At 45.5% G+C, this 12,830-nt stretch carries 8 protein-coding genes; 3 read left to right on the forward strand and 5 right to left on the reverse strand.

What is annotated here, in order from left to right:
• Positions 1-94: 94 nt before the first annotated feature.
• From BM100_RS10315 to gltB, 3 genes are all read right to left on the reverse strand, one after another.
• Positions 95-604, reverse strand: coding sequence for a hypothetical protein (locus BM100_RS10315; RefSeq protein WP_092510612.1), 510 nt, complete (start codon positions 602-604; stop codon positions 95-97).
• Between the two features lie 336 nt (positions 605-940).
• A complete protein-coding gene (locus BM100_RS10320) occupies positions 941-2,359 on the reverse strand; it encodes a glutamate synthase small subunit (protein ID WP_092510614.1) in 1,419 nt (472 codons plus the stop codon).
• Between the two features lie 10 nt (positions 2,360-2,369).
• Positions 2,370-6,827 carry a glutamate synthase large subunit gene (gltB, locus tag BM100_RS10325; RefSeq protein ID WP_092510616.1) on the reverse strand — a complete coding sequence of 1,486 codons (4,458 nt, stop codon included), beginning with the start codon at positions 6,825-6,827 and terminating at the stop codon, positions 2,370-2,372.
• 747 nt (positions 6,828-7,574) lie between these two features.
• Between gltB and arcB the strand changes: the two genes are divergently transcribed.
• The 3 genes from arcB (at position 7,575) to mtgA (ending at position 11,489) form a co-directional block, all read left to right on the forward strand.
• Positions 7,575-9,878 carry an aerobic respiration two-component sensor histidine kinase ArcB gene (arcB, locus tag BM100_RS10330; RefSeq protein ID WP_420855318.1) on the forward strand — a complete coding sequence of 768 codons (2,304 nt, stop codon included), beginning with the start codon at positions 7,575-7,577 and terminating at the stop codon, positions 9,876-9,878.
• 236 nt (positions 9,879-10,114) lie between these two features.
• Entirely contained in the window at positions 10,115-10,768 is a 654-nt protein-coding gene (gene elbB / locus BM100_RS10335) for an isoprenoid biosynthesis glyoxalase ElbB (RefSeq protein WP_092510620.1), read from the forward strand.
• A 4-nt stretch (positions 10,769-10,772) separates the two neighbouring features.
• Positions 10,773-11,489, forward strand: coding sequence for a monofunctional biosynthetic peptidoglycan transglycosylase (gene mtgA / locus BM100_RS10340; RefSeq protein WP_092510622.1), 717 nt, complete (start codon positions 10,773-10,775; stop codon positions 11,487-11,489).
• 131 nt (positions 11,490-11,620) lie between these two features.
• Here the strand turns inward: mtgA and dolP are convergent, their stop codons facing one another.
• Positions 11,621-12,196 carry a division/outer membrane stress-associated lipid-binding lipoprotein gene (gene dolP, locus BM100_RS10345; protein WP_092510624.1) on the reverse strand — a complete coding sequence of 192 codons (576 nt, stop codon included), beginning with the start codon at positions 12,194-12,196 and terminating at the stop codon, positions 11,621-11,623.
• Positions 12,197-12,207: 11 nt separating this feature from the next.
• Positions 12,208-12,798, reverse strand: coding sequence for a DnaA initiator-associating protein DiaA (diaA, locus tag BM100_RS10350; RefSeq protein WP_092510626.1), 591 nt, complete (start codon positions 12,796-12,798; stop codon positions 12,208-12,210).
• Between the last annotated feature and the right edge of the window lie 32 nt (positions 12,799-12,830).

Below are 12,830 nucleotides of genomic sequence, written 5' to 3' on the forward strand. Positions count from 1 at the left end.
GCCTATTGTCTGAAACCTAAAAAGCCATCACTGAATATCACCCATGCTGAAAAAACAGGACTTCAGGTGATGGCTTAAACCGATCTCAGGTTAATTATAGATAGCTACTGGCCATTTTTTCGAATTCCCACAAACACATCTCGATGTTATCCCTATTTGTTCTAGTACTAGATTTCTCAGCTGCCTTTAGGCTATTTATTACCTTCCGGATAAATGATTTCTGCTGCCTTGACCCATTTATTGTTGAAGGAATATCGCAGATATCCATAATTGAAAGATTACGATGTTTTGTTGTTAGCATTAATACGTAATTGGGATTATTTATCAAAGCAATTGATAGAGATTCACGGATTTGTTTTGAAAATTTGGGATGAATATTCGGATATAACTTAAAAGCAATTTGTAGCCACTGATTATCACCAGTTGAAATATTATGGGCAATACTATTACGCTCGTATTCTTCACCTAATTCAGCTACAACAGAATTGACGCCTCTTTCCTGCACTTGCTGCATGATCTCATCAGGAGTAGATAACTTGGCAATGGATGGCACACTCGCCAAGGAGATGAGGGAAAAGAAGAGGGTCTGTAGTAGTAAGCGCATGTTATCTTCCTGTAATTTCACTTTAATAATCTTTTAAGTTGCGTCTATTAAATCAGTTACACTGAGAAACTTTCTTTTCGAAAAAAATGAACCTTACTGCTGTATTACGGTATTGCACTATTGTTGTATTGTTGTAATGCGTGGGAGATTAAATTTTAATATTTGACTTTGGGTTACAAGAATAATCGAATAAACTCAAAAAATACAATCAATCTGGTAGTAAGAAGAAAAGAAAAAACTAGAGTACTTTCATTTGTAAATTCTTTTCATTTGAAAAAATTGTCTCCGGTCAAGTGACCGGAGAAATAGTTAAGGGGATAAATAGGCGGTTAAATATTATATTTCAAGGTAATCCAAAATGCCTGAAGCGGCTTTTCTGCCTTCAGCAATGGCAGTGACGACCAAGTCGGAGCCACGTACAGCATCCCCGCCGGCGAATATTTTTGGATTACTGGTCTGGAAAGGCATTTCACTGGATTCAGGGGCAACAATACGCCCTTTCTGGTCGAGATTTACCTGATGTTCATTCAACCAGCTCATAGTATGAGGCTGAAAACCAAAAGCCATGATCACGGCATCAGCCTCTATTAGGAATTCTGAATCCTCAATAATTTTGGCTTGGCGGCGACCTTTTTCATCCTTGGTGTCCATTTGTGTTTTCACGACCTTGACGCCACAAACATGCCCTGTGCTGTTAATTTCAATACTGATTGGCTGGAGATTAAAACGAAACTCGACGCCTTCTTCTCTGGCATTGACTACTTCACGGCGGGAGCCGGGCATATTCTCTTCATCACGCCGGTAGGCGCAGAACACACGGGTTGCGCCTTGGCGAACCGCAGTCCGAACGCAATCCATCGCAGTATCACCACCGCCCAGCACTAGCACCCGCTTGCCTTTCATATCAATATAAGGCTGTTCCGGCAGGGAAGGATACCCCATCAGCTGGCGAGTATTCGCGATCAAAAAAGGCAGGGCATCATACACTCCATTTGCATCTTCGTTTTCCAGTCCGGCATGAATGGATTGATATGTGCCTACACCAAGAAATACAGCATCAAACTCTTTTGTCAGCTCGGCCAGCGTAACATCTTTACCTATCTCTGTATTCAAGCGAAATTCAATGCCCATCCCAGAAAACATTTCACGCCGTTGGATCATCACCTCTTTTTCCAATTTAAAAGAGGGAATACCAAATGTAAGTAAACCACCAATTTCAGGATGGCGATCATACACAACGGCCTGAACTCCGTTACGGGCCAGAACATCCGCACAGGCCAATCCTGCCGGGCCAGCTCCAATCACAGCCACACGTTTGCCGGTCGGGATGACATGCGACATATCGGGCTTCCAGCCCATAGCGATGGCGGTGTCATTGATGTAGCGCTCAATGTTGCCGATAGTCACGGCGCCGAAATCATCATTCAGCGTACAGACACCTTCACATAAGCGGTCTTGCGGACAGACCCGCCCGCAAACTTCCGGCAGGCTATTTGTTTGGTGTGACAATTCTGCTGCTTCAATGATGCGCCCCTCATTGGCGAGTTTCAGCCAGTTTGGAATATAGTTATGGACGGGGCATTTCCATTCACAGTATGGGTTGCCGCAAGCAATGCAGCGATCAGCCTGCGCCTGCGCCTGAATTTCTGAGAACGGCTCATAAATTTCCACAAATTCTATTTTGCGGATTTTCAACGATTTTTTAGGTGGATCGACACGCTGTAAGTCGATAAATTGATAAACATTCTGGCTCATTATTGACTCCTTACTGGGCCTGAACCCGCAATTCAGCAGAAGAGCGGCTACGGTGTCCCAACAACGCGCTGACGTCACTGGATTTAGGCTTAACTAGCGCAAATTTATTGACCCATTGTGACCAGTTCTCCAATATGTTTTCTCCATGCTGGGAGCCCGTCAGCTGGACGTGTTCGGTGATTAAGCCACGTAGATGCTCCTTGTGGATAGCGAGTATATCTATCGAAAGAACCTCCACCAGTTCGGAATTGACGCGCTTGCGGAAATCATCAAATTCATCGAGTACATAGGCAAAGCCACCAGTCATGCCAGCCCCGAAGTTGACTCCCGTACTGCCGAGAACGCAGATTATTCCGCCAGTCATGTACTCACAGCCATTGTCCCCAATTCCCTCGACCACGGAGATGGCGCCTGAGTTGCGTACTGCGAAGCGCTCACCTGCCCGTCCGGCGGCGAAAAGTTTTCCGCCTGTTGCGCCATACAAGCAGGTATTGCCGACGATAGTTGCTTCATTGCTTTTGAATGCTGAACCAACAGGAGGACGGATAGAAATACGGCCTCCAGCCATGCCTTTGCCGACATAGTCATTGGCATCGCCGGTTAAGCTCAATTCAACGCCACCTGCATTCCAAACCCCAAAACTCTGCCCGGCTGTTCCAGTGAAGTGCAATTTGATCGGATCGGCTGCCAAGCCCTGATCGCCATGACGGGTTGCAATTTCCCCTGAAAGGGCCGCACCGACGGAGCGATCGGTATTTTGGATATCAAAGTAGAAAGTCTTACTTTGCTTTTTTTCTACATAAGGCATGGCTTGGGCCACAATGGCTTTATTCAGGTCACCTTGATCGAAGGGTGGATTCCCTTCTGTACAATGCAGGGCTTTACCTGCATGCGGTTCAGCCGTTTCCAGCAATGGTTCAAGATCAAGCTTGTTTTGCTTGGACGAAATACCCTCAAGGATCTCCAGTAAATCTGTCCGTCCGATCAAATCAGTAAGCTGTCTGACGCCCAGTTGTGCCATGAGTTCGCGAGTTTCCTGCGCGATAAAGCGGAAGTAATTAATCACTCTTTCGGGCAGCCCGTGATAATGGGATTGACGCAATTTTTCATCTTGCGTTGCAACACCGGTTGCACAGTTGTTTAAGTGGCAAATCCGCAGATATTTACAGCCAAGGGCAACCATCGGGCCAGTACCAAAACCAAAGCTTTCTGCCCCTAAAATAGCGGCCTTGATGATATCCACGCCGGTTTTCAAACCGCCGTCGACCTGAAGCCGAATTTTATGGCGCAACCCATTGGCTACCAATGCTTGCTGAGTTTCCACCAGCCCCAATTCCCACGGACAACCCGCATATTTCACTGAGGAAAGGGGGCTTGCACCGGTTCCTCCGTCATAGCCAGCAATGGTAATTAAATCAGCATAAGCCTTGGCTACACCTGTGGCGATAGTGCCGACACCCGGCTCTGAAACCAATTTGACTGAAATCAGTGCGTTTGGATTAACTTGTTTGAGATCGAAAATCAACTGTGCCAAATCTTCGATAGAATAAATATCATGATGCGGCGGCGGAGAAATCAGTGTGACTCCCGGAACGGAGTAACGCAATCTGGCGATATAAGGCGTGACCTTATCTCCCGGCAATTGCCCCCCTTCACCCGGTTTTGCGCCCTGGGCCACTTTTATCTGGATCACATCGGCACTAGTCAGATAGGCCGGTGTGACACCAAACCGACCGGATGCCACTTGTTTTATGCGGGAAACTTTCTTCGTGCCGTAGCGAACAGGATCTTCCCCACCTTCACCGGAGTTGGAAAATCCACCCAAAGTATTCATTGCTTCTGCCAGCGCCTCATGGGCTTCGGGACTCAGTGCGCCAATAGACATGGCCGCGGTATCAAAACGTTTGAACAAGGCTTCCGCAGGCTCCACCTCTTCAATGGGGATTGGCTCACCTTGGGGAGAAATCGCCAGCAGATCTCGCAGTGTTGTGACCGGGCGCCCGTTTACCAATTCAGAATATTTTTGGTAATCACTGTAGTCACCGCTGTAAACCGCAGCTTGCAGTGCATTAACGACATCAGGGTTATAGGCATGATATTCACCATTGTGAACATATTTCAGCAGCCCCCCCTGATCGATGGAATGACGATGTAGCCATGCCCGTTTGGAAAGGTTCATCAGCTCTTGTTCAAAATCACTGAAATCAGCCCCTTCAATACGGCTGACGACGCCATTGAAGCAGATATCTGTCACTTCTGAATGCAAACCGACAGCCTCGAACAGCTTGGAACAGCGATAGGACGAAATCGTGGAAATGCCCATTTTGGACATAACTTTATACAGCCCTTTATGAATGCCATTGCGGTAATTCAGCATAACGCGGGCATAAGGTGCATTGATTGTGCCGCTATCGACCATTTTTCCCAATGACTCATAGGCCAGATAGGGATAAACTGCCGTCGCGCCAAAGCCCAGCAATACAGCAAAATGGTGTGGGTCACGCGCACTGGCTGTTTCTACAATCAAGTTGGCATCACAGCGTAAGTTCTTCTCCACCAAACAATGCTGAATGGCGCCGACGGCCATTGGTGCGGGGATCGGTAATCTCTCCGGCGAAATATTGCGATCGGATAGCACCAGCAACACCGCACCATTGCGGACAAGCTCTTCAGCTTTCTGGCATAAGGTTAAAACGGCGTTCTTGAGGTTGGTTTCTTGCGGATCGTAAGTCAAATCCAGCGTATCTGCGCGATAGTAAGGCTCTGCCTGTGTCGTTAACTGCACAAAGTCAGAATAGAGTAAAACCGGGGATTCGAAACTCAGTCGATGAGCTTGCCCTTCTGCTTCACAAAAAACATTCATCTCTCGCCCAATACGGGTTGAGAGTGACATAACATGCGCTTCCCGCAATGGATCGATGGGAGGATTGGTTACTTGGGCAAATTGCTGGCGGAAATAGTCATAGATGATGCGTGGGCGGCTGGAAAGAACCGCAAACGGCGTATCATCACCCATTGAACCTGTGGCTTCCTGTGCGTTTTCGCCCAATGTACGAATAACTTGATCCAATTCTTCATTACTGTAGGCAAATTGTTTGTGATACGTTGCCAGCAGTGTGTCATCCAAATTCCGCTGCCCGACCTGATCTTCTGGCAATGCTTCAAATGGTGTTAAACGCCTAACATTTTTCTCCAGCCATTCTTTATAAGGATGACGGCTTTTCAAGTCGTTGTCAGTTTCTGCGGAGTGAAGAATGCGGCCTTCGTAGGTATCAATGACCATCAATTCGCCCGGCCCAATACGGCCTTTTTCCACAACCTCATCCGGTTGGTAATCCCAGATACCGACTTCTGAAGCACAGGTAATCAGCTTATCGGTGGTAATCACATAACGTGCAGGACGCAAGCCATTGCGATCCAGATTACAGGCCGCATAGCGCCCATCAGAAATAACGATGCCGGCTGGCCCATCCCACGGCTCCATGTGCATGGAATTGAAATCGAAGAATGCACGCAGGTCATCATCCATATCAGGGTTATTTTGCCATGCGGGCGGAACCAGCAGGCGCATTGCCCGAATGAGATCCATGCCGCCATTGAGGAACAGTTCCAGCATATTGTCCAATGAACTGGAATCAGAGCCTGTTTCATTCACGAAGGGGGCTGCGGTATGCAGATCGGGGATCAGCGGAGTACGGAACTTATAGGCCCGGGCCTTGGCCCATTCGCGGTTCCCCGTAATTGTGTTGATTTCCCCGTTGTGGGCCAAATAGCGGAAAGGCTGTGCCAGCGGCCAGCGTGGAACTGTATTGGTGGAAAAACGCTGGTGGAATAAACAGATGGACGATTCCATCCGTAAGTCTGCTAAATCTGGATAGAAACGGGGCAAGTCGGCTGCCATGCACAGCCCTTTGTAGATCGTGACCAGATTGGACAGGCTGCAAATATAAAAGTCGCTGTCGTTAATGCGTTTTTCTATGCGGCGTCGGGCGACGAACAGGCGGCGCTCCAGATCTTGTGCCCGCCATCCCGCTGGTGCGTTGATAAAAATTTGCTCAATGCGGGGGAGGCTTGAAAGGGCAATGTCGCCCAAAATATCTTGGTTAATGGGAACTTCCCGCCAACCTACAATAGATAGTGTTTCGTTTTGTAATTCTTGTTCAATGATATCACGGCAGGATTGAGCGATTTGGGCATCCTGGCTCAAAAACAGCATACCGACTGCATAGTTTTTGGCGAGCCGCCATGATTGCTCATTGGCAATCATCTGAAAAAAACGATCCGGTTTTTGCAATAATAAGCCGCATCCATCACCGGTCTTGCCATCCGCCAAAATTGCGCCCCGGTGCTGCATCCGAGCCAGCGCATGTATGGCTGTGCGTACTACTTTGTGACTTGCCTCACCTTCAATATGTGCAATTAATCCAAAGCCACAGTTATCTTTTTCCTGTAATTTGTCATACAACATTGTAATGCTCCCCAAGTTCTGTCCGACTCTCACATCACTCGCGAGTTGATATAGATATATATTATTTCTATAGGCGTCTGAATTGCGCCCTCAGTCAAACGCCACTTGTTTTTTTGCAACGTTAATTTGCAACAACAAGCGGTAAATCAAAATGATGTTGTGTTTCGTTGTGTGTTACTGCATAAAATCGTGCGTCACTGCATAAATATGAGCTGGCTGATTATCCAACAAGTTATTTTCAGTGAATTCTCAACTTATCGAGAAAAATAGAATAGGTCAAATAGTGAAAAATCGTGTTTATCTCGATGTTTTTATTTTTATCCATTTGAATTAAATAGGTAAATTATGAAAAATCGTGTTTTGTGAGCCAGATCATATGTATCAAATGATGTGATTTATATCACTAAAACACCCTGATTATTTGTTTTGTACATGCTATCAAGTACAAGTTTATTGGTTTTTTATTCTATGTTTTTCCATAAAAATGGTTTTATATCGTGTATTTTATGTTCGATAAGAATAAATTATTGAATGTTTTTCCTCATTAAAAAATCAATCAGTGATTAATTGAATATAAATTTAATTATATTGACTTTTTATTCTTGCGGAGGTGAGGGTGATATTCCTCAACGAAGTTGAGTTTTTTTTACGTTATGATTCAATCCAGTGGCTTTATTGCGAATCGTTTTACTGGGAGTGGTTATGAAGTTTATTCGTGGGCTTGCCCAATATTATGTAGATTTAATGATGAAGCTAGGGTTGGTGCGCTTTTCTATATTGCTCGCATCTGCTCTGGTTATCCTGGCAATGACTATGCAAATGGCAGTCACATTCGTTTTGCATGGCGAAGTACAGCGCATTGACCTAATTCGCTCGATCTTTTTTGGTTTGTTGATCACTCCTTGGGCCGTTTATTTTCTCTCCATCGTGGTGGAGCAGCTTGAGGAATCCCGCCAGCGTTTATCCAGCTTGGTCGCAAAGCTGGAAGAGATGCGCCAGCGTGATGCGGAATTGAATCTGCAACTCAAAGACAATATTGATCAATTAAATCAGGAGATCAGTGATAGAGAAAAAGTGGAAAAAGCCCATTTGATCTTGCTGGATAAACTTAAACTGGAAATGGAGCATCGTGAAAAAACCCAGATTGAGCTTGAACAGCAATCAATTCTTCTGCGCTCATTTTTAGATGCTTCTCCGGATCTGGTTTATTACCGTAACGAAGATAACGAATTTTCCGGCTGCAACCGGGCGATGGAGCTGCTGACTGGCAAAAGCGAAAAAAACCTCATTGGCCTGACTCCGAGGGAAGTCTATGACGAAGAGATAGCCAGTAAGGTGATGGAAACTGACGAAAAAGTTTTTCGTCACAACGTCTCTTTGACTTACGAACAGTGGCTGGTATATCCCGACGGGCGCAAGGCCTGCTTTGAACTTAGAAAAGTCCCCTTTTATGATCGCGTAGGAAAGCGGCATGGATTAATGGGATTCGGGCGCGATATAACAGAGCGTAAGCGTTATCAGGATGCGTTGGAGAATGCCAGTAGGGATAAGACAACCTTTATCTCTACGATTAGCCATGAGCTTCGTACGCCTTTAAATGGCATAGTGGGATTAAGTCGGATTCTGATGGATAGCGATGTTACACCTGAACAGTGCAAATATTTGAAAACCATCCATGTCAGTGCCATTACCTTGGGTAATATTTTCAATGATATCATTGAGTTAGATAAAATTGAGCGACGCAAGGTCCAGCTTTATAACCAACCGATTGATTTCACAGGTTTTATGTCGGACTTGGAGAATGTTTCAGGGTTACTGGCACAACCCAAAGGCATCAAATTTGTGCTGGAGCCGAAGCTGCCACTGCCTGCCAAGGTGCTGACAGACGGAACACGTTTGCGGCAGATCTTGTGGAATTTGATTAGCAATGCCGTGAAATTTACCACTGAAGGGGAAATTCGGGTTCGTATCTGGCGTGAAGAAGGCAATTATCTGTTCTTCCAAGTCACGGATTCCGGTATCGGCATTCCCTCCGATGAATTGGAAAAAATCTTTGCCATGTACTACCAAGTCACGGATAGCGCTGGTGGACGTCCTGCGACCGGCACCGGCATTGGGCTTGCAGTATCGAAACGCCTCGCCCAGAGCATGGGGGGAGATATTGTCGTTACCAGCTCATTGGGCAAAGGTTCTTGCTTTACGTTGTCAGTTATCGCGCCTGCCATTGATGAACAACCTGTAGGGGAAGAAGAACAGGATAGTTTGCCATTGCCGGCTCTCAATATCCTGTTGGTGGAAGATATCGAGCTGAATGTCATTGTTGCCCGCTCTGTTCTGGAAAAACTGGGGAATAGTGTGGATGTTGCCATGACTGGCCATGAAGCGCTGACAATGTTTGATCCTGATGAATATGACTTAGTATTGCTGGACATCCAACTGCCGGATATGACGGGCCTCGATGTTGCCCGTGAGTTACACCAGCGTTATCCCTCTCAATCCTTGCCTCCACTGATAGCCCTGACAGCAAACGTATTAAAGGATAAAAAAGAATATCTTGAAGCTGGAATGAACGATGTGCTCAATAAACCTCTATCTGTCAAAGAATTAACTGCCATGATGGAGAAATATTGGGGGAAGGCGTCTGATTCTGACGATGAAAACGTGCCACGAGGAGAGGCTGATATTGTGAAGAAGAATGAAGAATTACTCGATATAGAGATGCTCAACCAATACATCGAATTGGTCGGGGCAACATTGATTACCGATAACCTGATGATATTCGAAACAATGATGCCTAATTATCTGGCACTGCTGGATTCAAATATGACAGCCAGAGATCAGAAAGGCATTGTGGAAGAAGCCCATAAAATTAAGGGTGCGGCAGGCTCTGTTGGTTTGCGTCATTTACAACAGTTGGCCCAACAGATCCAATCTCCTGACTTACCTGCGTGGTGGGATAACGTTCAGGAATGGGTGGATGAGCTAAAGTTGGAATGGAAGAACGATATAGAAATATTGAGAAATTGGTTGTTGGACACTACAAAAAAATAACCCCAACCGAAGTTGGGGTGCGCGAATACTGCGCCAACACCAGGGAAACTTGTTTACCCGCTTATCTAATATTTGTTTTCGGTGCGAGTAGCTAAAGAATTCTTCTGCACAGAGCACGGATACCAACATAGCAAAGATAAGATTTTTTGTTACAAGATTCATTAAAATCTGTGATGAAGATTGGTGTTTAACCCTCTAAGGGGTTAAGCATTAATCTACTACAAATGGAGAGAAATATGAAATCTGTTGCCGTTATATTGAGTGGTTGCGGAGTGTACGATGGAAGTGAAATCCATGAATCAGTTCTGACTATGCTCTCTTTAAGCCGTTTTGGCGCTGAAGTGTCTTTTTTTTCACCTGATGAAACACAACATCATGTAATTAATCATCTTAATGGGGAAGAGAAAAAAGAAAACAGGAACATAATGGAGGAATCCGCCCGTATAACACGTGGAAATATCCAGCCTTTATCTAAAGTTGATATTAATACACTGGATGCGTTAATTGTTCCCGGTGGTTTTGGAGCTGCCAAGAATTTAAGTAATTTCGCATTTAAAGGATCAGATTGTGAAATAAATAAGGATTTTTTAAGTATAGTGCAAGGGATGCATCGCTTGGGCAAGCCGATGGGATTTATGTGCATTTCTCCGGTCATGGTGCCAAAAATATTAGATAAACCGATTAAAGTCACTATTGGCAATGATCTTGAAACTGCTGCGCAGATAGAGAAAATGGGGGGTATACACGTAGATTGTCCTGTTGATGATATTGTTATTGATTTTAAAAACAAAATTGTCACCACACCCGCTTATATGCTCGCAGAATCTCTGTCTCAGGCAGAAAAAGGAATTGATAAGCTAGTTCAGAAAATATTGGAAATGATTGAGTAATTGGATGAGAAATCCTTTTTCAGTATTATGGCGCTGGTTGAAAAGAATTGTTTTGTCGATCACAGTTCTCTGGTTTGTTGCTGTAATTGCCTTTGCATTTCTGCCGGTGCCGTTTTCCATGATGATGATAGAGCGACAAATGAGCGCCGTAATGTCAATTAATTTATCTTATGTTTCTCGCTCCTCATGGGTAGATCAGAAGCAAATTTCACCTTATATAGCATTGGCCGTCATTGCGGCTGAGGATCAAAAATTCCCCAATCATTGGGGATTTGATTTTGATGCTATCGAAACTGCTATAGCGCATAACAAAAAATATCAGAAGCGAATACGGGGTGCGTCGACAATTTCCCAGCAAGTGACCAAAAATTTATTTTTGTGGGAAGGGCGTAGTTGGGTAAGGAAAGGACTGGAAGCGGGAATGACTTTTGTCTTGGAATTACTGTGGTCAAAGCAACGCATTCTAACGGTTTATCTCAATATCGCGGAATTCGGCAACGGCATCTTTGGGGTAGAAGAGGCAGCCCGACATTACTTTGGCAAGCCTGCAAGCAAGCTGACGGCCTCAGAAGCCGCATTGCTCGCTGCTGTATTGCCGAATCCCCATCAATATAAAGTGAAGGCGCCTTCTGCTTATGTACTGCAACGCCAGAAATGGATTTTGCGGCAGATGCAGTTAATGGGCGGAGTCAATTACTTAAAGCGAAACGAGTTGGAATAGGGATAAGTTGGGACAGAGGGAGCATTATTGGCGCTGGAAAAATTTTTTGTAGTTATCGTGCCTGAGGAAGAACGTTCCTCAGGCATTGATATTCGCTTTCTATCGGTTTCTCAGCGGAGGTATTAGAGGTATTAATTGAGGTAAGTAAACGCGGTGGTGACGCGCTTGACGCCACTGGTTTCGCTGGCAATTTTGGCTGCTGCGGAACCTTCTTCTTTGGTCACTATACCGAACAAAAAGACCTCGCCATTTTCGGTCACCACTTTAATGTTGGATGACTTAACCGCATCACTGGCCAAAATTTTAGAGAGAACTTTGGTTGTCAGCCAAGTATCAACAGAAGCGGTGCCCAATGATATTGGCTCTCCCTGACGGATTTCGTTATACACGATATCAGTGCCGTCAGTCTTTGACGCTATCTGCTTGGCTTTATCCGCCAAAGCCATATTGGGGCTTTGCCCGGTCAAGAGAACTCTGCCTTGATATACCGTGGTTACTACACGGGCTTGTGCCTTAATTTGTGGATCTTTGCTGATGGCAGTGCTGACACGCGCATCTAACGTCGTGTCGTCAACTTGTTGCCCGATTGTGCGCGGATCTGAACCTGCTTTTGTCGCAATCGCGGCAGAGCCGATAACGGCAGCACCAATACATCCTTGTAGCAGCATCGAACTAAGACATAACAATAATAGAGAAAATAACCGCATTATTTGGATCCTTACTCATCCTGATGGGGAAATAACGTATTGTCGATTAAGTCGCACAGGCAGTTGATTGTCAACATATGAACTTCTTGAATTCTGACGCTATGATGTGAGGGAATGCGGATCTCAACATCCTGAGGTCCCAGCAGCCCAGCCACTTCACCGCCATCAAAACCCGTCAACGCGACAATAGTCATATCACGTGTGACAGCCGCTTCTACCGCCTTGATAATATCCCTACTGTTGCCATGTGTAGAAATGGCAAGCAAAACATCTCCGGCATGGCCTAACGCCCTGACCTGCTTGGCGTAGACTTCGTCAGGTTGTTTACTGTTGGCGATAGCTGTTATCACCACATTATCAGTATTCAGGGACAGGGCTGGTAGACTTGGGCGCTCCGTTTCGAAATGATTTATCATGCTGGCGGCAAAACGTTGCGCGGTGGCAGCGGAGCCGCCATTACCACAGCAAAGGATTTTATTGCCGTTTAGCAGTGATTGAACCATCAACATTGCGGCGCGTGATATGGCGTCGGGCAATGCTTCTGCTGCTGCAATCTGAGTTTGAATACTTTCTGTAAAGCAGACTTTAATTCTATCCAGCACGTTATGACCTATTTATCTTGAAATCCATTGAG

Source organism: Xenorhabdus mauleonii (assembly GCF_900113945.1).
GTDB lineage: Bacteria > Pseudomonadota > Gammaproteobacteria > Enterobacterales > Enterobacteriaceae > Xenorhabdus > Xenorhabdus mauleonii.

Excerpts from the sequence above, each read along its gene's own strand:
- BM100_RS10315 (WP_092510612.1), bottom strand. The coding sequence starts at position 604 with ATGCGCTTACTACTACAGACCCTCTTCTTTTCCCTCATCTCCTTGGCG.
- BM100_RS10320 (WP_092510614.1), bottom strand. The coding sequence starts at position 2,359 with ATGAGCCAGAATGTTTATCAATTTATCGACTTACAGCGTGTCGATCCA.
- gltB (WP_092510616.1), bottom strand. The coding sequence starts at position 6,827 with ATGTTGTATGACAAATTACAGGAAAAAGATAACTGTGGCTTTGGATTA.
- arcB (WP_420855318.1), top strand. The coding sequence starts at position 7,575 with ATGAAGCTAGGGTTGGTGCGCTTTTCTATATTGCTCGCATCTGCTCTG.
- elbB (WP_092510620.1), top strand. The coding sequence starts at position 10,115 with ATGAAATCTGTTGCCGTTATATTGAGTGGTTGCGGAGTGTACGATGGA.
- mtgA (WP_092510622.1), top strand. The coding sequence starts at position 10,773 with ATGAGAAATCCTTTTTCAGTATTATGGCGCTGGTTGAAAAGAATTGTT.
- dolP (WP_092510624.1), bottom strand. The coding sequence starts at position 12,196 with ATGCGGTTATTTTCTCTATTATTGTTATGTCTTAGTTCGATGCTGCTA.